The organism is uncultured Fibrobacter sp. (genome assembly GCF_900316465.1).
GTDB lineage: Bacteria > Fibrobacterota > Fibrobacteria > Fibrobacterales > Fibrobacteraceae > Fibrobacter.
In genome coordinates this window covers 1-20951 of the sequence record NZ_ONDD01000002.1, presented here as the reverse complement: position 1 = coordinate 20951, position 20951 = coordinate 1, and the positions used below count along the sequence as shown (strand labels likewise).

16 protein-coding genes and 2 tRNA genes are annotated in these 20951 nt (G+C 48.9%); 11 read left to right on the top strand and 7 right to left on the bottom strand.

What is annotated here, in order from left to right:
- Window position 1 precedes the first annotated feature (1 nt).
- A complete protein-coding gene (locus QZN53_RS00975) occupies window positions 2–553 on the bottom strand; it encodes an outer membrane lipoprotein carrier protein LolA (RefSeq protein ID WP_294650946.1) in 552 nt (183 codons plus the stop codon).
- A 212-nt stretch (window positions 554–765) separates the two neighbouring features.
- Between QZN53_RS00975 and QZN53_RS00970 the strand changes: the two genes are divergently transcribed.
- Window positions 766–1905 (top strand): hypothetical protein, encoded by a 1140-nt coding sequence (locus tag QZN53_RS00970; RefSeq protein ID WP_163436817.1) that lies wholly within the window; start codon window positions 766–768, stop codon window positions 1903–1905.
- Between the two features lie 514 nt (window positions 1906–2419).
- Here the strand turns inward: QZN53_RS00970 and QZN53_RS00965 are convergent.
- On the bottom strand, window positions 2420–3472 hold the full coding sequence (locus QZN53_RS00965; protein WP_163436815.1) for a hypothetical protein: 1053 nt from the start codon (window positions 3470–3472) through the stop codon (window positions 2420–2422).
- Between the two features lie 152 nt (window positions 3473–3624).
- Here QZN53_RS00965 and QZN53_RS00960 point away from each other — a divergent pair, with 152 nt between their 5' ends.
- The 5 genes from QZN53_RS00960 (at window position 3625) to nudC (ending at window position 9504) form a co-directional block, all read left to right on the top strand.
- Complete coding sequence (locus tag QZN53_RS00960) at window positions 3625–5055, top strand: glycogen synthase (protein ID WP_163436813.1); 1431 nt, start codon at window positions 3625–3627, stop codon at window positions 5053–5055.
- 43 nt (window positions 5056–5098) lie between these two features.
- Window positions 5099–5172: transfer RNA gene (locus QZN53_RS00955), tRNA-Ile, on the top strand.
- A gap of 231 nt (window positions 5173–5403) precedes the next feature.
- Window positions 5404–6678: a saccharopine dehydrogenase family protein gene (locus QZN53_RS00950; protein WP_072798426.1), complete on the top strand. Its 1275-nt coding sequence runs from the start codon at window positions 5404–5406 to the stop codon at window positions 6676–6678.
- An 11-nt stretch (window positions 6679–6689) separates the two neighbouring features.
- Complete coding sequence (gene speA, locus QZN53_RS00945) at window positions 6690–8588, top strand: biosynthetic arginine decarboxylase (protein ID WP_163436811.1); 1899 nt, start codon at window positions 6690–6692, stop codon at window positions 8586–8588.
- Window positions 8589–8646: 58 nt separating this feature from the next.
- The gene (gene nudC / locus QZN53_RS00940) at window positions 8647–9504 is read left to right on the top strand and encodes an NAD(+) diphosphatase (RefSeq protein WP_163436810.1); all 858 of its coding nucleotides are present in this window, start codon (window positions 8647–8649) and stop codon (window positions 9502–9504) included.
- Between the two features lie 51 nt (window positions 9505–9555).
- Here nudC and QZN53_RS00935 read toward each other — a convergent pair whose 3' ends face one another.
- Entirely contained in the window at window positions 9556–10080 is a 525-nt protein-coding gene (locus QZN53_RS00935; RefSeq protein ID WP_163436808.1) for a hypothetical protein, read from the bottom strand.
- Window positions 10081–10171: 91 nt separating this feature from the next.
- Between QZN53_RS00935 and QZN53_RS00930 the strand changes: the two genes are divergently transcribed.
- A tRNA-Gly gene (locus tag QZN53_RS00930) sits at window positions 10172–10244 on the top strand.
- Between the two features lie 457 nt (window positions 10245–10701).
- Here QZN53_RS00930 and QZN53_RS00925 read toward each other — a convergent pair.
- The 4 genes from QZN53_RS00925 to QZN53_RS00910 all read right to left on the bottom strand — a co-directional run bounded on the left by QZN53_RS00925 (window position 10702) and on the right by QZN53_RS00910 (window position 13879).
- A complete protein-coding gene (locus tag QZN53_RS00925; RefSeq protein ID WP_163436806.1) occupies window positions 10702–11670 on the bottom strand; it encodes an HAD-IIA family hydrolase in 969 nt (322 codons plus the stop codon).
- A gap of 153 nt (window positions 11671–11823) precedes the next feature.
- Complete coding sequence (locus QZN53_RS00920; protein ID WP_163436804.1) at window positions 11824–12468, bottom strand: hypothetical protein; 645 nt, start codon at window positions 12466–12468, stop codon at window positions 11824–11826.
- 2 nt (window positions 12469–12470) lie between these two features.
- Window positions 12471–13367, bottom strand: a complete 897-nt coding sequence (locus QZN53_RS00915) for an aspartoacylase (RefSeq protein ID WP_294650939.1) — start codon at window positions 13365–13367, stop codon at window positions 12471–12473.
- A gap of 68 nt (window positions 13368–13435) precedes the next feature.
- Complete coding sequence (locus tag QZN53_RS00910) at window positions 13436–13879, bottom strand: hypothetical protein (RefSeq protein ID WP_163436802.1); 444 nt, start codon at window positions 13877–13879, stop codon at window positions 13436–13438.
- A 283-nt stretch (window positions 13880–14162) separates the two neighbouring features.
- On the opposite strand from QZN53_RS00910, the gene QZN53_RS00905 reads away from it, so the two are divergent.
- From QZN53_RS00905 to QZN53_RS00890, 4 genes are all read left to right on the top strand, one after another.
- Entirely contained in the window at window positions 14163–17747 is a 3585-nt protein-coding gene (locus QZN53_RS00905; protein ID WP_163436800.1) for an MBG domain-containing protein, read from the top strand.
- A gap of 310 nt (window positions 17748–18057) precedes the next feature.
- Window positions 18058–18942 (top strand): FISUMP domain-containing protein, encoded by an 885-nt coding sequence (locus QZN53_RS00900; RefSeq protein WP_163436797.1) that lies wholly within the window; start codon window positions 18058–18060, stop codon window positions 18940–18942.
- Window positions 18943–18947: 5 nt separating this feature from the next.
- Window positions 18948–19742, top strand: a complete 795-nt coding sequence (locus QZN53_RS00895) for a nuclease-related domain-containing protein (protein WP_163436796.1) — start codon at window positions 18948–18950, stop codon at window positions 19740–19742.
- Between the two features lie 23 nt (window positions 19743–19765).
- Window positions 19766–20824 carry a nuclease-related domain-containing protein gene (locus QZN53_RS00890; protein ID WP_163436794.1) on the top strand — a complete coding sequence of 353 codons (1059 nt, stop codon included), beginning with the start codon at window positions 19766–19768 and terminating at the stop codon, window positions 20822–20824.
- The last annotated feature ends 127 nt before the right edge of the window (window positions 20825–20951 follow it).

Sequence of the window (20951 nt, the reverse complement as noted above, 5' to 3'; positions counted from 1 at the left end):
ATTACCGCATGTCAATTTCGTCTACGCCTTTCACCGGCTTGTACTTAAAGTCTTCAGGCTTCCAGGACTTGACCACCGAAAGGTTCACAATATTATACCACGAGCCGTTGCCGGAAGGGTCAACCGTGTACAGGCGCTTGGGCGAAAAATCCTTTTTCGAAAGCCAGACTTCCATCTGCGTAAACTGTCCCTTGTACTTGGAAGGGTCCAGTTTCAGCACCCACATTTTCTGCTTGTTGAATTCGCCTTCCGAAATCTCTTTTGCCCTGCAGTTCAGGTACTTGAACAAAAGTTCAGAAGGGTGCAACGAGCTCGACAGATCTTCGACCGACTTGATCAGCACCTGTTTCTGTTCCACATTGTGCTGCCACAGGCTTTCGCCATCGCTATAGAACTTGATACCAGCCATATCCAACACAAAGCGATCCCCTTCGGCCACCAAAAGCTTTCCGTTCTGCGAGGCTATATCCGGAGAATCCGCATAAAACACCTGCACTCTAAAATCAAGGTTCCACGCCTTACCCGACTTGAACCAAGCCTTGGATTTTTCCATGGCCTCGTCGGCGGATAAAGCGAAAACGCAATTCGCAGCAAGCGCCACTATAATTACAAACAGCCTAATTAGCCTAATGCGATCGAACATCTAGGAACCTCATTAACAGGAATATGGGCAAATTTACAAAAATCGCACAAGCTGTATTTGGCTTTTTTGCCTAGATATTTCTATCTTTGCACAAGAAATTTCAAATCATATTGGAAACTGATATGCGCAAATTGATCATGCCACTGGTAATTTCCTCCGCCGCCACCTTGGCGCTCGCTGCAGACATTGAAGTCCACGGCGATGTGAATATGGACTATGCCAGCTATTTTGACCGCGATTTTGACCCCACGAACGCAGGAAACCAGGACATTGACCTCGCCCTGCACGCCCACCTCGACGAAAACATCTCTGTCGTCGTCATGGGAACCACGCATAGTACTTTTGTCGACCAGAATGGTGACCTTCAGGAATCCGAAGTCCGCCACGGTCTCGCCCGTTCCACCGCCATGGGTTCGGAAGGCCGCTACAATTCCTTCGACTTTGACGGCGTCCAGTTCCGCTGGGACGTGAGCCACCAAGTCACCCTCATTTTCGGTGACATGACCTACAGCGCAGGCGCTTTCAACTACTATTTCTGGCGTGATGTTTCCCGCTACGCCGTCATTACCCGCGAAGAAAGCCTCCGCGGTTTCGGCGCCGAAGTCGGCAACGAAAAGTACGGCACAGGAGCTTTCTACTTGGGCGCTTCTGACGACACCGACCACACGCTCTCCATGTTCCTCACCTATGCGTTCCCGCTCTTGAACCATACTGACGAACACTTGATCATCAAGCCGAGCCTCGACTGGGTGTTCGGTTCTGAAATCAACCGTCCTTACACCTACGTGCTCGGTACCGAAGTCGATTACTCCAAGAGCTTCGAAAAGTTCAACTACGGCATCTACGCCGTTTGGGGCCTGCATCCTTACAAGGGCAAGGGCACACACTCCTTCTTGCTCGAACCCAGCATGAACTACGCCATTTTCAACTTGGGCGCCACGTTCTTCTACGCTATCGTCGACAAGGATTACGAAACGGAACCGCAGCTCATGACCGAAGACCAGATGCTCTTCGCCGTCGAACCGAGCTTCAACATTCATAAGAAGTACACCCTGGGTGTTTCTTACGAATACCACGATCCGGACAAGGAAACTCACGGTGACGACTTCCAGTTCCTGGGTATGAACCACTACCTCTACCCCACCATGAACACCGAAATCGTTATCTGGTACGGTTACAACTTCACCGGCAAGCACAACGACGACACCCCGTTCGGCAAGGCCAGGTTCTCCCTCGGTTTGAGCGGCAAGGCTAGTTTTTAAGTCGATCTTACAACGATTAAAAGCCGGGCGACAAGCTCGGCTCTTTTTGTATGAAGGGGAAAGATTTCCCCTCGCTTCAGCCCTAGCATTTAACACAGCCGTCGCGATGTTTTCACTCACTCGCTAGCCGGGCCACTGAACTTTGTTCAGTGAACCGGGGCTCGTTCGCCAAAAACATCCCTTCCTGCCTAAAACATTAGGCACCGGGCTTACACGACCCCTTCTAACGGGCTTCAAGCGCCAGCCCGTAACGCCTGGCTCGTTCGTTACAAATCTCACAGTCGGCCTAAACTCAGCCTGAAACTAGCCTCTATTTATTTTCCCACAAACAAGAATCTATTACGCAATAGAGTCCTGCAATTTCTACGTGAGCGAAAAAGCCCCCGGGTGTTAACCGGGGGCGTTCGCGACCTTTGACCACTTAGTGCTTTAGCACTTACGTGGGCATGGCCACCTTTAGGTGGTACCGAGGCGATATCACATTTTCATGTATGCGATAGAGCCGAGCGGTCTCTTACTGACCGAGGTACTTACGGCCGATACCGAATTCATCCTTGTATTCGATGTAGTCCGGCACGAAGGACTTGGCGTAAGAGAAGCTCACGTTCACAGAGCACTGGAATTCGTTCATCAGCTTGCCCTTGCCCTTGAAGCTCTGCTTCTTCTTTTCGATCTTTTCCTGACCCTTCTTGCCTACGAGCACTTCAGCTTCGCACCAGCCGCTGTTACCCTTAGCAAAGACTTCTTCGCCAGTGGTAGAAACGAGCTTGATCTTGGAGGGGTCGAGTTCAGTGTTGTTACCCGTAGAAGCCCAGAACTGGAGTTCTGCAGAGAGAGAGCCCGGAGCAATCTTGAGGGTCGGCATAGCCATCACGTAGCCCCACTTGTCAACGCGGCGGCTCACCGGTTCGCCAATCTGTTCACCGAAGATCAGGAAGTAACCGCGAGTGCCCTTACGGCTCTTGTTCAGAGCGGCCTTCACGTCAGCATTTTCCGGTGCCATTTCGGCAATCTTCATAATCTGGTATTCGCTCACCACCGGGTCAGATTCGCCCACGGCTTCGGAGAGGTTTCTTGCAACGTAAGCGTTTTCAGCTTCGGTACGGATAGCCTTCACAGCAGCTTCGCCAGCCCCCTTGGCCTTTGCAGTCACCAAGGCGGTATCGATCTTAGCGAAAGCGTTCACGATGGTACCGTAATCCATACCTTCCTGAGAGGCCTGCATCTTACCGATGTTGGCAAGCGTCGTCACATATTCCTGGATAACGTCTGCATTCTGGACTTCAGCCATGTTCACGGAAGCCTTGTCGAAGTATCCGTTGATAAGATCGCTGTTCAAGTCCTTCTTGGCTTCGGTTTCAGCAGCACGGACCAAAGCAAGCGTGAAGTTATCATAGAATTCATCGGACATGCTACCCTTCTTCTTAGCCTCGAGGTAAGAATTGATAGCGTTGCGATAACGACCTTCCTTAAGGTGTTCGTCACCGCGCTTTTCGTTAGTACCCTTACAGCCGACCATCGTGAATGCGACGGCAGCAGCCAGAGAGGCAATAAAGAGTTTTTTCATTTGATTTTCCTTCAGCTGAGTGATTTTGTTTAGTAATAATACCTTTTTTCCCGAGAATTCTTTCCCCGGGATTATACTTTATAAAAATAATTAAATAAATTTATGTTAAACTTTATCTATAAGTAAATTTTTATTTGGAGTATTGAGCAGGAATGGACATCCTCGTCGTAAGCCCCGAAGCCGGAAATTGGCGCAAGACCAGCCCTCTGGCAACCGCGGTCAACCGCATGACCGACGCTTTCGCAAGCGCCGGTACCAAGGTGCTTACCTGCTCGCCGTTCTTCAAGAACCTGATGGTCGACGTGGGCAGCTACCACTGCGTCTATAGCGGTGTCGAAAAGCTCCAGAACAAGCCCTACGAGATCTGGGTATCCGACAAGGACCCTCTGCACACATATATTTACAATGAGGAATATTTCGGCAGACCCTACGTTTACAGTCCGCCGCAAAGCGCCCCGTACGCAGACAACCACATCCGGTTCGCATTCCTCGCCTCGGCCGCTCTCGCCTACGCCAAAGAAACACATTTTGAATGCGACGCCATTCTGGGCCACGAATGGGGTGGCGCCCTCGCAGGCGCGCTCGCCAAAACTACCTACAAGGATTTTGCAGGTAGGATTCCGTTCTTCTTTACCGTCCATAACATCACCTACGACTTCCATATTCCTGCAAGCGAAATCGAAAAGATCGGTCTTCCGCGCAAGGACTACAATATGGACGGCTACGAATTCTGGGGTAAAGTCAGCCTTTTGAAAGTGGGCATCCTGTATGCCACTAAGGTTCTGTTCCCCTCGCCCGGCTACCGCGACGCCATGCTCAACACCAACCTCCCCGGCGGAATCAGTGGATTCCTGAACCGTAACGCAGACAAGCTGATCGGCGTGCAGTTCGGTGTGAGCTACCAGGTTTGGGACTTCAACATTCAAGAAAACCTCCCCATCAAAGAAGCCAAGGCCAAGGCCCGCGCCCGACTGCAGCAGAATCTGGGCGTAGACTTCGATGGCAAGATGGTTCTCTACGTGCACCTCGACGAAGAAGCTGGCAACACCTCCGAAACACTCGCCACGATTCTTTCGGACATCGCGCGCCTCGACATTTTCATCATCGTGGGCATTTCGTCTTTGGACAACGAATGGAACTACTACAGGGACTTCGCACAGCAGTACCCCGACGTCATGTGCGTTCAGGACCTTGAATGCGACGACGACAACACGCAGATTCTCCGCGACACTCTCGCCGGTTCCGACGCCCTGTTCGCCGCCAATCTCCGTGAACCGTCTTCGTCCATCATCCTCAAGGCGATGGCCGCTGGCACGCTCCCTGTCACAGGCCGCAACGTAGGCGTTTCGACGATGCTCACCAACTATTCGCTCGAAACTGCAGGCGAAGCAAACGCATTCCTGGTCGACGACGCCAACGCCCCGCACCAGATGTTACGTTGTGCAAAAGACGCCGTGCACGTCTACAAGACCGAAGTACAAGACTGGGACAAGTGCGTGGTAAACGCCTACAGCGGATTCCACTACGAATGGTGCAGGACCATTTCCAAATACCTGCTCATTTTCGGCGAACTTGGCCTTTAATACAACATTTTTTCCGAAAAAAGACTATATTTGGCCCATTATCGGGACTTTAGCTCAATTGGTTAGAGCAGCGGACTCATAACCCGCGGGTTCCGGGTTCAAGTCCCGGAGGTCCCACGAAAGGCGGTTTCTCACAGAAGCCGCCTTTCTTTTTTTAAGACTGCAAGTGGCCGTTCGCCTTTTTCTACATGGCGCTACTATGTAGCGCATGGAGTACGGCTCGGCCATTTCATAGCGCAAGCGCTTTGCAATGGCACTCGCCTTTTTCTACATTTATAACATCAACATACTCTACCGGGATCGCCATCCCGATGGATTAACTCTCAACAAATGAGGAACAAACAAAAAATGGCAAGAGCATTGATTATCGGTTGTGGCGCCGTTGCCACAGTTGCTATCAAGAAGTGCTGCACCTGCAGCGAAGTTTTTAGCGAAATCTGTATCGCAAGCCGCCATCGCGAAAACTGCGAAAAGCTGGCCCAGGAACTCCGCCCGAATACAAAGACGGTCATTACGACTGCAGCCGTCGACGCAGACAAGGCCGAGAATGTCTCTGCTCTAATCAAGGAATATAAGCCGGACCTCGTGATGAACATCGCACTCCCCTACCAGGACTTGGCCATTATGGATGCCTGCCTGGAATGCGGCGTGAACTACATGGACACGGCTAACTACGAACCCGAAAACATCGACGATCCGGAATGGCGCAAGGTCTACGACAAGCGCTGCAAGGAACAGGGTTTCAGCGCCTACTTCGACTACAGCTGGCAGTGGGCATACAAAGAAAAGTTTGAAAAGGCCGGTCTCACGGCTCTGCTCGGTTCGGGCTTTGACCCGGGTGTTTCCCAGGCATACTGCGCCTATGCTTTAAAGCACCAGTTCGACACCATCGAAGAAATCGACATCCTCGACTGCAACGGTGGCGATCACGGTTACAAGTTCGCAACCAACTTCAACCCCGAAATCAACCTCCGCGAAGTCTCTGCCCCGGGTAGCTACTGGGACACCGACGCTAACGGCAAGGGCCACTGGGTTGAAATCCCGGCCATGAGCATCAAGCGCGTGTACAACTTCGACCAGGTCGGTCAGAAGGACATGTACTTGCTGCACCACGAAGAAATCGAATCGCTCGCCCAGAACATTCCGGGCGTGAAGCGCATCCGCTTCTTCATGACGTTCGGTCAGAGCTACCTCGACCACATGCGCTGCCTCGAAGACGTGGGCATGCTCAGCACCCAGCCCATCAAGTTCCAGGGTCAGGACATCGTGCCTATCCAGTTCCTCAAGGCCCTGCTTCCGGACCCGGCAAGCCTCGGCCCCCGCACCGTCGGCAAGACCAACATCGGTTGCATTTTCAAGGGCAAGAAGGACGGCAAGGACAAGACCTACTACCTGTACAACGTCTGCGACCACCAGGAATGCTACAAGGAACTCGGCAGCCAGGCTATCGCCTACACGACTGGCGTTCCGGCCATGTGCGGCGCCATGATGGTGCTAACCGGCAAGTGGAACAAGCCGGGCGTACATACCGTCGAAGAATTCGACCCGGATCCGTTCATGGAAGCCCTCACCAAGTACGGCCTCCCCTGGCAGGAAAACTTCAATCCCGTCCTCGTTGACTAGAGAGACCTGAAATGAAAAAATGGCGCATTGACGATTCCCGCGACCTTTACAACGTAAAAGGTTGGGGCGTAAATTACTTTGACATCAACGAGAAGGGTCACGCCACGGTGCACCCGCTCAAGGATGGCGGCCCGGACATTGACCTGTACGAACTTGTGCAGGAACTTTCGCTCCGCGATGTTTCTACCCCGATGCTGCTTCGTTTCCCGGACATCCTGGACAGCCGCATCGAAAAGATCAACGAATGCTTTAACAAGTCCCGCAAGGAATACGGTTTCAACGGGAGCTACTACAGCATTTTCCCGATCAAGGTGAACCAACAGCGCGCGGTCTTGGAAGAAATCGTCAGCCACGGTAAAAAGTACAATATCGGTCTCGAAGCCGGTTCCAAGCCGGAACTCCACGCCGTGCTTGCGAACATGGACAATCCGGATTCGTTGATTATCTGCAACGGCTACAAGGACGAAGACTTTATCGAACTCGCTCTCCTTGCACAGAAGATGGGCAAGAAGATTTTCATCGTCGTTGAAAAGATGAACGAGCTCCACCTTGTGGTGGAACTTTCCCGTCGAATCGGCGTGCGTCCGAACATCGGTATTCGCATCAAACTCGCCAGCTCCGGTAGCGGCAAGTGGGAAGAATCCGGTGGATACCACAGCAAGTTCGGTCTCAACAGTTCTGAATTGTTGGAAGCTCTCGACTATATCAAGCAAGAGAAGATGGAAGACTGCATGAAGCTCATCCACTTCCACTTGGGCAGCCAGATTACCAACATTCGCCACATCAAGAGCGGTCTTCGTGAAGTTTCGCAGTTCTACGTGCAAATCAAGAAGATGGGCATGGGCCTTGAATTCGTGGACGTTGGCGGCGGTCTCGGCGTGGATTACGACGGCACCCGCAGCTCTAACGCCAGCTCGGTGAACTACTCCATTCAGGAATACGCGAACGACGTGGTGTACGCCATGTTCGAAGCCTGCGAAAATGGCGGCGTCGCGCATCCGAACATCATCGCGGAATCCGGTCGTGCACTTGCAGCACACCATTCCATTCTGGTGTTCAACGTTCTTGAAACAGCCGGCCAGGCATTCTTCGACGAGAACATTCACGAAATCAACGATGACGCTCCTGACGCACTGAAGGACCTTTACGGCATTTACAAGGGACTCACTCCCAAGAACCTGCTCGAAAGCTGGCACGACGCCATTCAGCTGAACGACGACGTGCTCAACGGTTTCAAGGTCGGCGATTACGACTTGCCCACCCGCGCCATGTGCGAACGCCTGTTCTGGAGCATTGTGCGCAAAGTGGACTTGCTCGCCAAGGACTTGCGCCATCCGCCTTATGAACTCAGCGAACTTCCGCGCCTGTTGGCCCAGAAGTATTTCTGCAACTTCAGTTTGTTCCAGAGCCTGCCGGACAGCTGGGGCGTAGACCAAGTCTTCCCGCTCATGCCGATCCAGCGTTTGAACGAAGAACCGACTGTAGAAACGACTCTGCAGGATGTCACTTGCGACTCCGACGGTAAAATCGACATGTTCGTACGCGGTGGCGACGTAAGCCGCACACTCCCGCTGCATGAGCTCAAGAACGGCGAACCGTACTATATCGCAGTTTACCTCGTGGGCGCCTACCAGGAAATCCTCGGAGACCTTCACAACCTCTTTGGCGACACCAACGCAGTCCACATTGTTTGCAACGACAAGGGCGGCTACGAAATCGACAAGGTGATTGACGGTGAATCCGTGGAAGACGTGCTTGACTACGTGAACTTCAGCGACAAGGCTCTTGTACGCACCATGGAAAACTGGGTATCCCGCTCCGTGAAGGAAGGAAAGATCAGCCTGCAAGAAGGTAAGGAATTCCTGAACATCTACCGTGGCGGCCTGTACGGTTACACATACCTAGAGTAGACCATAGAAAATGTCATCCTGAGCGGAGTGCGCAGCACGAAGTCGAAGGATCTAATTCATGATTCACGAAATCGCACCACATATTTTTAATAATGAATTCAAAGTCGTTGACCCCAAGGTCACCGACTTTGTCATTCGTTACAATGGATCCAAGACGCTCCTCAAAAAGAGTGGCGAAGGCTATGTCATTCCGCAAGTAGGCGAACTCCTTGCGCTTGAAGGCAAAACACTCGCCGACTTCGAAGGCCATTACCTTTTTAGCATCGACGACACAGCCTTCTTCTTAGACGACAGCAAGGCAACCGTCGAAGCAGAAGCTCCTGCCGGCTACGAATACATGGGCAACCGCACCTTCCGCGGTATGAATCCCGTAGAACGAATGGGAGGCGCCACCGCCGCTCACATCGCTCATTGGGAATCGCTGAACAAGTTCTGCGGGCGTTGCGGAAACGTGACCATTCGCGGTGACCACGAGCGATCCATCATTTGTCCCAAGTGCGGCAATGTCGTTTACCCGAGAATTTCGCCTGTCGTGATCGTGGCCGTGCGTAACGGCGACAAGCTCCTGATGGCACACAACATCGACAATCCGAACCCGAGACTCTTCTTGATTTCTGGATTTGTCGAAGTCGGTGAAAGCTTGGAACAGGCCGTACACCGCGAAGTCATGGAAGAAGCGGGTCTCCGCGTGAAAAACGTCCGCTATTTCAGTTCGCAGCCGTGGGCTTTCAGCGACTCCCTCATTGCAGGCTTTACCGCCGAACTCGATGGCAACGATACCATCCACATGCAAAAGGAAGAACTTTCCGAAGCCCTGTGGGTCAAGCGCGAAGACATTCCCGAATACGAAACCGATGTCAGCATCAGCTGCTGCCTTATCGAGAACTTCCGCCGCGGCTTTACGATTAATCCTTAATGTCTTCCCGGACTTGGTCCGGGACCTCCCTTTCTTACCCGCAAAGAAGCATTACTTCTTACTAGTATCAGCAGGCGCCGCAGTTTCAGGCTTCGGCGCAAGCATCACATAAAGCGTGTCATGCACCACGACCGTGTCGCGGACATAAACCGTATCGGGTTTGCAGCCTTCTACAGCAACAGCCACCTCTGCAGACGATGAACTAACAGCCTGCGAAGACGAACTTACAGCCTTCACAGAAGAACTTGACTTTGAAACAGCCGAAGACTTACCCTTGTTCTTTTCTTCAGCCTCAATCTTTTTCATCAAGGCCTCACGTTCTTCACGCAACTGAATAAGTTCTTTCTTGTAGCGTTCCTTGTTCATCGGACGGCGTTCGCGAGCATACTTGCCCTCTACGCGATTGATTTTGCGGTCCAGTTCACGAACCTGATCATACAGCGGGCCATCACCCTCTACCGTTGATGAAGGACTAAAGAATTCCACAAATTTAGTCCACATGGACTTTTCTTCGGCATACCCCGCCGAGACAAGCACAACTGCGGCACACGCAATCATCAATTTAAACTTAAGCATGCCTCAATGATAGAAAAATCAAGCCTATAAACGCGCCCGAAGAGCCCTACCCCTTTACAAACACCGCATTTTTTCTAAATTAGCAACACTCGCGGGAGTAGCTCAGTTGGTAGAGCGCGACCTTCCCAAGGTCGATGTCGAGGGTTCGAAACCCTTTTCCCGCTCTAAAATAGAAGAGGCCCTTTCGGGTCTCTTCTATTTTATATTTGGGATGGGTTTTGAACCCGAGAAGAGGGTTCGACAAAATCCGGTTATGCACGAAGTGCGAAAAACGGATTTTGAGCTTGACACGAGCACAGCGAGAGCAAGCCCGAAGGGTTTAATCGCAACCTTGCGTCAGCAAGGAATATTGCGATTAAACAACCCCTTTTCCCGCTCTAAAAAACAAAAGGACCAGGTCAAAGACCTGGTCTTTTGTTTTTGGCGGGAAGGGTTTCTAAGAACCCTCGAAGAGGGTTCGACTAAATTCTTTTGTGGGCGCAAGCCCGTGAAAAGAATTTAGGACTTACCGCACAAGCGGTAAGCCCGTAGGGTTAACTCACAACCTTGCGTAAGCAAGGAATATTGTGAGTTAACAAACCCTTTTCTTTAGTTATAGTGAGTTAACAAACCCTTTAAAAACTACAAGTAATAATCCGGCCTAATTCCCAAGACCTTTTCATCCGCCTCAAGTTCATCAGCCGGCACATTCCTGCCCACCACAAGGGCAGAATCAAAGCCCGCAATACGCGCACCCAGCACATCCGTACCCAAGGTATCGCCCACCATCAGCACGCGAGACCCTTCTGGCAAACTCCGCTTGACCTTCTCCCAAATCGCCGGGAAAGGCTTGCCCAAATAAAAAGTCTCGCAGCCAGCGCCACCATTCGCCTCGCACATGGAATCGCGGCGCAACCTTTCGCTAAGCGCTCCCGAAACAGGCTCGCGCACCGTCACGCCATCGTCCCCCGGAATCTTCGGCGCCCACGCATCGGAATTCAGTACCAGGAGGATTGCGCCAGAGCGCTTCAAAATCTTCACCGCCTGCTCATAAGTTTCAGGCGTATCCTTCGCCGAAGAAATGGCCACAATCGGTTCCACAGGTTCTGCAGCCGGAGCCACCGCTTTAATACCGCAACTTTCAAGCACATGCTTGCCTGTTTCGCGCCCGATGTAATAAACCTCGTGCATATCTCGGCGCGCAGCAAAAGAAGACCCAATCCGGCGACTGCGTAATTCTACGCACAAATCCTTCAGCAAACTTCCCGAAGAAACCGTTTCGGCCTCGCTAAACGCGAAGCCTCGCTTTCCCGCATCCGCCGCCAAGACCTCATCTACATCAGACGCGGCATTCGTAATCAAACGCATCTGCTTTCCCGCGGCGCGCAGCATTGTATACCAATCCAGCGCGCCCTCGTACACAAAGCTCCCGCGGTTATAAAGTGTGCCGTAACCGTCAAAGCAAAAAGCATCGTAACGGTCCAGCAAATCTTCCATACGCACACGCTGCGGCGCAGGCGACTCGCTCCCCGCGCACACACTCGTTCCCACACCCTGCGATTCAATGATTTGCTTATACCGCAGGTAGATTTCTGTTTCTAATCTTTCCATACATCCATCGGGGTTTTAGGGGTCCAACCCCTAGGGGAAAGGGTAGCGAAAGACTCGGTGAAAGCCTAACCGCTAAGTGAACATTCCGGAACGGCCATGTGAGCGTGCGGTTTAGGCTAAGCCGAGGCTTAAGCGAGGGGAAAACTTTCCCCTTTAACATCTGCTATTAAGAATACCGTAGTCGCGGCCTTCCACCGGAATCACCAACTGCAACTTCGAAAGCACATCGATATGCTTGTCGAATTCGGCCTTAAAGTCTTCGCCGAGTTCTTCTTCGTCATCGTGATTCAGATTGTAGGCAATGTAGCTGCCATCCGGGAAAATCGAAATGCAGCAATCCCACGTAATGTCGCCTTCCTGTTCTTCTTCGTCGTCTTCGCGGTCCTTGCTTTCAAGCATCAGCATCGGGCGTGGAGCCGGAATCGCTTCAGCGTGGCCGTTTTCAAAAATGAAGTAGTTACGGCTCACCAATTCGTGTTCCAGCGCCATCGTCGAAGGCGTGCGCTCGAACTCGTTGCGAAGTCTGCGGATATTGCCCAGGTCATCTTCATACGGGTCCTGGAAATCCTGCGGCAGCACGATCTGGTAGTAGTCGAATTCCTTACCGCTCTTGGCATAAGTATCCTGCCATTCCTGCGGCGGTTCCGGACGAAACGTCAAGAAATCCTCGAAAGCATCCAGAATGTCCGAAAGGCGGGAATCCCACGGTTCGTTTTTCTGGTTCTGCACCAAGTCCATGAAATTCTTCAGACGTTCTTCGCCCGAGATTTCCTTCAATTCTTCATTTTCGTCTGCCATACTTACCACTCCTCCACTGTTTTCTTGGTGAGGCTCATCGCGATATCCTTTTCGTAGTACGCAGGCTCGCTAATGAAAATCGGATACACCGGGCTTTCGCCATGGTACAAAATATCTTCGCCGTCGAATGTGCGGAACAACTTGTCGCCATCCTTGAGTTCGCGATAGTCACGACCCATCAATTCCGGATGAATCATCGCCTGAATCGGGCCTCCACCTTGCGGCTTCGGGTAGCCCAAATCCTTGAACTGCGTGTATACATCCACCTTTATCGGCGGGCGTTTCTGCAATTCGCCGCGGTTCCATTCCTCGGCCAATTCCAGGTAACGCTTCACCAGGCGTTCCGTTTCCTCGAAAATCGCGGCATCCAGCGTCCCGTGCTGCTGCGGTCCAATCTCAATGCAAACATCCGCTTTCGCAACCGTTCCAAAATACGGTGAAGCACTGCGTTCTTCAGGCTGGTAATAAATCCACGCATCCTTGAATTCCTGCGTCAACACCGCCGAGGCGCGCATCGTAAACGGATCACGCGTCGACAGAATCAGGCAATAGCCCATATTCGAGCCCGTGTTGTGCACATCCAGAATCAAATCCGTCTTGGTGTTTGCACCCTTCGGGCCATACAAAGCATTCAGTTCCTTCGCGCGGCGGAATTCGTACAGGCGCGAATCAACCGTCACATCCAAACAAGTCTGCGAAAAAGCGCGATTCAAGTCATGATCGCGATAGCGGCGATTCAGGCGCACCGCTTCGGGGTTTGCAAGCACCAAATCTACCTTGGCGCTACAGAGCGAATTATAACACTCCGGGTGTTCCATCCATTTCTGGACAAGGCGAACGCCAGTCCGTTCGTTACCGTGGGTACCACCTGCAACGACTATGGTATTTATCAAACTCATACCCATAATATAGAAAATCCCCGCTTGCGCAGGGATTATTCTACGGATTAAACACCTCCATGGTTAAATCAGTTTTCGCCATTATGCATTTCAGTCTGTTCGCGATCAATCGTGTAAGTCAAGTATTCTCTAAAGTCACGGTCAATCGTAACCCCTTCGAAGTCCTCGACATCATCAATGTGAACATCGAATACCGACAGATTGTCAATCCAATTCTGGATATTGTATTCGTCGATGGTGATCGTTTTATCACCAGGGCCTTGCGCCACATATTCGATTTTTGATTTCGCGACCCACCCCTGACCGCAACTTCCTTTCACAAGAACCTCCGTGTCAGCATCCTTGAGAATCGTCAGTTCGTCTTCGAAGTGAGCGGTGCAGACAACCGCGCCACCACCTTTTTGAGATGTGACATCGATGTCTCCCAACTTTGACTTAACCTTCCTGGCAGCGAAAGAGGTCGATACCAGAACGGCTAGCATTACAAACAACATTACTTTTACGCATTTCATGATGGACCTCCGTGTTATCGGGGCAACCAACCGCCCCACCTCCAAGATACAAACCCACAATCCGCAAAACCAGCGAATGTAAACATTTTATTATTCCAAATTGGAATAACGATACACCGAAAAAAGTCCATTTGATACAACAAACAAATCTTGAATAAATGAAATAATTGAGAACAAAGTCTTAATTTTCCCCAATAATTCGCTTTAACGTAAAAGTCCTTGTGGACAGACACGAGATTTTTTTTGCATATTTTCAAACAACCTAAAAAAAAGAAGGAAAAATATGAAGAAAACAAACAAAAAAACGCTTACCCGATGGGGCCAAGCCATTTTTATTGCGTTTATATCGGCAACGTCGGTTTATGCGCAAGACTCCCTTGCCGTTGAACCGGAATTAACCATTACGAAACAACCTGCCGCTATTTCCATAGCAGAAAAGGACAAAGCGGTGACACTGTCCGTAACCATGGCAAAGGGCGAAAACAGCATTTCGTACCAATGGTTCCAATCTGACAACGCCGAGACTCAAAACGGCACACCTATCGAAGGCGCGACTGAAAGTTCCTACGATACCGAAGCCTTTACGGAAAAAGGTATTCGCTACTACTACTGCGTCGCTACTGTCGGCGAAGAAAGCGTAACCTCATCGGTCGCAGCCGTCGCCTACACAGGCCTCCCTGTGCTGTATGTGAACACTCCGAAGGGTGTCGAAATCACCTCAAAGGAAGAATGGACCAAGAAGGCAACCTTGACCTTGGCCAACACCGGAAACCCCAAATGGGATTTTAAAAACGACACAACTTCAATTCGCGGACGCGGCAATTCGACCTGGCTTGCGGATAAAAAGCCCTACGCACTCAAGCTAAACAAGAAAAACGGCATCATGGGCATGCCCAAACACAAACGTTGGGTTCTAATCGCAAATTACTATGACAACAGTTTCCTCAAAAACCACATGGCTTTCTACCTGAGCGAAACACTGAAGATGGACTATACCGTGCGCGGAAAATTCGTGGACCTTGTTTTTAACGGAGTCTACAGGGGTCTCTACTGGCTGGGCGAAGCAATAAAACCCGACGAGAACAGAGTGAATATCGACGACGGAAGCGAGGAAATGACCGCCGATGACGACAAGGACTTTCTCATCGAGATGGACAATCATTTTGACGAAATCGTAAAATTCTGGTCACCGATTCGCAACATGCCGTACATGGTCAAGAATGACGACTACATGCTAAACGAAGAAGAAGACGCCATTTCGAATGACGGCCAAGCCCGCCTGGACCGTTTCCATGCGAAAATCGAAAAACTCGAAAAACTGCTTTATCCAAATTTTGCCGAAGGGACAAGCATCGTGAACCGCCCCGCCCCCGACGAAAGCTACACGAAAATTATCGATGTAGAATCCTGGGCAAAGTTCTGGCTCATCAACGAAATCATGGACAACACCGAACTCCGAGAACCCAAGAGCGCCTATTTCACCTACGACAACAAGAACGACCTGTTCAAGGCCGGGCCAGTATGGGATTTCGACGCCGGGGCATCAACAGATGACGCACCCGTCCAGCTGGACACCACCATATACTTCGATGCTCTATTCAAGTCCCCGCTGTTTATCGCGACCACGGAAAAAGTATGGAACGAATATAAAGAAAAAATCAAGATCGATTCCGTCATTACGACCATGCGCAATGTCTTGGACGTTGCGGCAAAAGTGGATAGTTTAAGGTGGGGAATACACCTAGATATTTCCAATGTCGAAAGGTCGAATTATGGGGCCTATGTGGACTTCCTCAAGACCTCTTTGAACAACAAGATAGCGACCGTCGGAACATACGTGAATGACCTACCCAAAAAGCAGGCAGTTTCTCCGACATTGGCTCTTTCTACCGAAATCTTCGAGTACAACGGTGCCGAGAACAAGCCGGCAGTCTTGATTACAGATGAAGGCAACAAACTTGTCGAAGGCGAAGACTACATCCTCACCTATTCCAACAACATCGATGCCGGCACAGCAAAGGTGCGTTTCGACGCTATCGGAAATTACGCTGGTTGGCAAGAAAAGACTTTCGTGATAACTCCGAAGCCGGCCAAACTGACCGCTTTGAACGCTTCTAAAATGTACGGTGAAAAGGATCCGCAGCTGAACTATTCCGTTGACGAACTTGCTTCGCGCAATGGCATCCAGGATGTATTGAGTGGTGTGGAACTTACCCGCGAAAAGGGAGAAGAACTCGGCAACTACACCATCATGGTAACCGTCGACGCCGAAGCCAACCCGAATTACGTTTTGAGCACAGATAACGGAGAATTCTCAATTGTGCCGGATTCCACTGAGATCATCGTTTCCGTCAAAGGACATGTAGACACGATCGAATACGATGGAAACAAGCACTCCGTGCAAGGATTCGACATGACCTCAAGCAAGGAAGCCTACTCCATTGATTTTGTGACCTATGCAGGAGATTCGCTTGTGACAGCAACCTTCGCCAACGCCCACGCCATGGGGCTTATCGCCGATGATTTTGCAAATACGAACCCCAACTATTCCAACGTAGTATTTGACATTACGGACGGAAACCTCGTAATCACTCCGAAGCCGGTCACACTGACCGTGAAAAATGCGTCAAAGACTTATGGAGCTGAAGACCCGGAATTCTCCTTCAGCGTCGAAGGCCTTGTCACAGCTGACTCCGTCCAAGATCGGCTGAACGACGTTGAACTCTCCCGCGAAAAGGGCGAAGATGCTGCCAAATACGTCATTACCGCATCCATTGAGGCCGATGCCAATCCGGACTATGTAGTGACGGTCAATGACGGTGTATTCACAATCAATCCGGACACAACAAAGATTATCGTTTCAATCAAAGGTCATTCAGATTCTCTAGTATACAATGGCAACAAACAGTCCGTGCATGGATTCGACATAGTTTCAAGCAACACCGCCTACGCTATTGATTTTGTCGGATATGCGGGAGATTCACTTGCTGCTGGAACCGACGCCAAGACATACGCAATGGGACTCAAGGCCGAAAATTTTGCGAATACGAATCACAACTATTCCAACGTAGTGTTTGACATTACAGACGGAAACCTCGTAATCACTCCGAAGCCGGTCACACTGACCGTAAAAAGCGCATCAAAGACTTATGGAGCTAAAGACCCGGAATTCACCTACACTGTCGAAGGCCTTGTCACGGTTGACTCCGTCCAAGATCGGCTGAGCAGCGTTGTGCTCTCCCGCCAAGAGGGCGAAAATGTCGGCAAATACGCTATTACTCCAACTGTCGCTGCCGACTCCAACCCGAATTACATCGTAAGCACAACCGATGGCATATTCACAATCATGCCTGATTCCTCCGAAATCATTATTACGATCAAAGGCCATACAGATACCGTAGAATATGACAAGCAGAAGCACGTCGTGCACGGTTTCGACATGGTTTCAAGCAGCACCGCCTACTCCATCGATTTTGTCGGATATACGGGAGATTCGCTTGTAGCAGGAACCGACGTCAAGACGTATCCAATGGGACTCAAGGCCGAAGATTTCAAGAACAAGTCCGAAAACTATTCCAACGTAATATTCAAGGTTACCGATGGTAATCTGACCATCGTCAAAAATGAAACGACGAAAGCTATACTTGCATCTCATGTACCGGCAAACCTCCTAAAGGTCTCCGCTGCAGACCGCCGCATTCAGGTAAGCACCACCATGGCTGGCAAACCTTACTCCGTATTTGATATGCAGGGCACCATCGTTCGAACAGGTCGTGTAGAAGCCACCAGTTTTGAAATTCCCGTTTCCAGAGCGGGCGTTTACATGGTCCGCATCGGCTCGTTGACGCAGCGCATTAGCGTTAAATAACCGATACGGTTACTTCTGACCAAAACAAATTCATAAATTCACTATTAGGCCATTGTGTAAACAATGGCCTATTTTTATATGATCAACTTATTCAATCTGTAGACTACATCGTCTGGATAAGCAGGCAGCCCAATTCCCTGCTGCCAAAGCCCATCCGTCAAATGCTAACAGAACTCTTCGACAAGAAACTAAACTAAGCAAAGAAATCAGGTGGTCAAATATTTTGACCACCCTATTTTTTTTTAACAAATCCATTCTCTTTACCGCAAAAGAACATATATTTACAAAGAAAAGGCACTCGAGGGATGTTATGAGATTTACGAAATACATAGTGGCATTTGGCTGCGCGGCTCTTTTAGGAGCCTGTTCTAGCACAATCTCTTCTGACAACGATGACTTTTCTCCCCAGACATTTTCAGAACTGGGAAAATGTAACAATTCCAACAAAGGGGAAATGGTCTATTTACCAAAGGATAACGAAAGATACCTATGCGAAAATGGTGAATGGAAACAACTTGTCACAGCCGAAAAGATTTCTAGTTCAAGTACAACAGGTTTCAAAGAAGAAACATCTTCTTCTAGCAACATAAAAGATGATTCATTTTCATCCAACAGCACTTATCAAGAAAAGGATTGTGAATCAGGATATCTTTGCGACGCCCGTGATGGAAGTAAATACAAAGTGACCATCATTGGCAATCAAGTTTGGATGGCAGAGAATCTTAACTACAAAACAGAGAACAGCTACTGCTATGATTTAGCAGATGTTTATTGCAAAAAATATGGTTCTCTCTACGAATGGATAACGGCCATGGCAATAACCAACGAAAACGACTCTATAACAAACCCTCATCAAGGCATTTGTCCTTCTGGTTGGCACATCCCCTCCTATGATGAATTTTTCGATTTAGCCGATTATGTTGATAAAAATAATGGCGAAGAGGGTGTTGGCAAAAGCCTAAAATCTAAAGAGTGGGACAAATCCTCTATAGACAAATTTGGATTTGCAGCACTTGGAGCAGGATTACATTGGAACATAGGCTTTGATTATAAGGATTCTGATGCATATTTTTGGAGTACAAAAAGAGATGGTAGCAACGGAAACAATAACTATTGGACTATCCAAAGAGATTCTTTTTCCGCAGATTGGGAATTTACAGGAAACGCCTATTCTGTTCGCTGCATTAAGGATTGAGAATTATGAATCGAAAGCAACACTTTAGAACACACGTACAAGGAGAGTCTCTTGAAGGGAAAATCCAAGAGCTCTCCGATAAGATGTACGAATACTTATTCCTTCCGGCAATAGCCCTAGCTGCATGCATATATATCTGGATGATTTTTCTAGGATTCTTAAAGGTTGAATTATTCACAGCAGTTTTCACGTCTGCTTTATTACTTGTTGTTTCCATACGAGCTTTCTTTAAGATTAAAAATTTATGCAAGACAATCCGCAACCACCAAAAAGGACTTGATGGAGAAAGATTTGTTGGATCCATCATTGAAAAAACGTCCTCTAAAAGTACATTTGTATTTCACGACATCGTTTGTGAAAAGAAAAGTCACGGAAAGGCAATCCCTTTCAACATCGACCACGTAATCATTAGTACCAAGGGAATATTTGCCATAGATGCAAAAAATTGGAATCTTAATGACAGAGAATATAACGAAGCAGATTTTATTTACGACAACGAAGAACTTATTGACAGTACGGGAGTTTTGCAAAAAGACGTAATGCAGAAAATTGACTCTCAGGCAAAGTTTCTTGAAGATAAAATTTACGAATGGACTGGCAAACGATATCAGGTTTTTAGAGTTGGTATAATGATAGGCGCTTTTGTTAAGAATGTTCAGCGAGACTTCAAGAAATGGTGGATTATAAACGATGGCGCTTTTTTAAGATTGTTTGAAAAAGAATCAGAAAAGATTCCATTAAATGATGTAATCCGAATTTCAGATTCGCTTCGTCGATTTGTTGAAAAGCCTATTAAATAGAGTATTGAAAAACCAGGTTTCTTTTGGGAACAATCCTTGGCATAGCAATTGTAATCGCTTTTATATTTGCGGCGATTGACGGAGCAACCAAGCCCCGTCGCAGAAGACGTCGTCATTCAAGGAGTAACGACGATGGTGATGGTTGTCTCGGATGCTTAGCAGTCTTTGCAATTTTCATTTGTATTTGGATCGGCCTACTTATTCTCAATTTTATCAAAGCCCACAGCACCGCTTTTGCTATTGGCGGCATCATTCTAGTATTAATTATCATAGTAGCAGCAATAGTTTTCAAAACAACTCAAACCGAAGAATTTCCTGAAGATGTCGAACCGACATACCCTAAAATCTCTGATTACCAAAGACCCCGAAACAAACAACAAATTTCTTCAAGCCAACCCACAAAAAAAGAATCCAAGCCGTTTACACAAGAAGAGCTAAGCGTTCACCCAGCAACTTATGAAGATGTTGTCGGAACAATCCCTTCCGCAGCAGAAATGGCGGGTAAATTGGGAGAGGACTCCGTAAGTAGAGCCGTATGGGCGGCGTGTCAATTTGACAAGCGACATTATAAAATTTTAAGAAATGTCTATGTTCCAACAATTGACGGATATTCAGAAATTGATGTTCTGCTTTTGCATGAAACAGGCATCTATGTTTTTGAAAGTAAGAATTTATCAGGATCTGTCTACGGCGATGAAAAACACCCTCAATGGCAACGCTACAAGACTAATGGAGAAAAAGGCCCTATACCTAATCCTGTCTTACAAAACAAACGACATATAGACTGTTTATGTCTCTTTTTAAATCAAAATAAATACCAGTTCCGCGCATTCAGTATGATTGTTTTTGGAAACAAATCAAAATTAAAATATATCCCAGAAAACAAATCTCTTACGAGCATTCACGAAATTTGCAACTTAGAAATAGAATTGGTCAAGAAAATGCAAGCCGAACAAATTTTTTATAGTGCAGAAACCATTGATGATTGGTGCAGAATGTTACTGCCGTACACTCAATTATCCGAAGAAGAAAAAAAGGCTCATATAGAACGAATCACTAAAAAATTCAGAAAAATCAATTAATTCGCTAATTTCAGTAGACGAAATCACCAAAAAAAGTGACCCGCCGGCGAAGCCGGCGGTTCTTCATATACGGGCGTAGCCCTACAATACCAGCGGCGTGCAAGGGCACGCACATCAATCTGCCACC

What these genes read in the sequence shown, in the direction of transcription:
- QZN53_RS00925 (WP_163436806.1), bottom strand. Translation starts at nt 11,670, where the DNA reads ATGGAAAGATTAGAAACAGAAATCTACCTGCGGTATAAGCAAATCATT.
- nudC (WP_163436810.1), top strand. Translation starts at nt 8,647, where the DNA reads ATGATTCACGAAATCGCACCACATATTTTTAATAATGAATTCAAAGTC.
- speA (WP_163436811.1), top strand. Translation starts at nt 6,690, where the DNA reads ATGAAAAAATGGCGCATTGACGATTCCCGCGACCTTTACAACGTAAAA.
- QZN53_RS00970 (WP_163436817.1), top strand. Translation starts at nt 766, where the DNA reads ATGCGCAAATTGATCATGCCACTGGTAATTTCCTCCGCCGCCACCTTG.
- QZN53_RS00960 (WP_163436813.1), top strand. Translation starts at nt 3,625, where the DNA reads ATGGACATCCTCGTCGTAAGCCCCGAAGCCGGAAATTGGCGCAAGACC.
- QZN53_RS00915 (WP_294650939.1), bottom strand. Translation starts at nt 13,367, where the DNA reads ATGAGTTTGATAAATACCATAGTCGTTGCAGGTGGTACCCACGGTAAC.
- QZN53_RS00905 (WP_163436800.1), top strand. Translation starts at nt 14,163, where the DNA reads ATGAAGAAAACAAACAAAAAAACGCTTACCCGATGGGGCCAAGCCATT.
- QZN53_RS00910 (WP_163436802.1), bottom strand. Translation starts at nt 13,879, where the DNA reads ATGAAATGCGTAAAAGTAATGTTGTTTGTAATGCTAGCCGTTCTGGTA.
- QZN53_RS00950 (WP_072798426.1), top strand. Translation starts at nt 5,404, where the DNA reads ATGGCAAGAGCATTGATTATCGGTTGTGGCGCCGTTGCCACAGTTGCT.
- QZN53_RS00975 (WP_294650946.1), bottom strand. Translation starts at nt 553, where the DNA reads ATGGAAAAATCCAAGGCTTGGTTCAAGTCGGGTAAGGCGTGGAACCTT.
- QZN53_RS00900 (WP_163436797.1), top strand. Translation starts at nt 18,058, where the DNA reads ATGAGATTTACGAAATACATAGTGGCATTTGGCTGCGCGGCTCTTTTA.
- QZN53_RS00895 (WP_163436796.1), top strand. Translation starts at nt 18,948, where the DNA reads ATGAATCGAAAGCAACACTTTAGAACACACGTACAAGGAGAGTCTCTT.
- QZN53_RS00920 (WP_163436804.1), bottom strand. Translation starts at nt 12,468, where the DNA reads ATGGCAGACGAAAATGAAGAATTGAAGGAAATCTCGGGCGAAGAACGT.
- QZN53_RS00965 (WP_163436815.1), bottom strand. Translation starts at nt 3,472, where the DNA reads ATGAAAAAACTCTTTATTGCCTCTCTGGCTGCTGCCGTCGCATTCACG.
- QZN53_RS00935 (WP_163436808.1), bottom strand. Translation starts at nt 10,080, where the DNA reads ATGCTTAAGTTTAAATTGATGATTGCGTGTGCCGCAGTTGTGCTTGTC.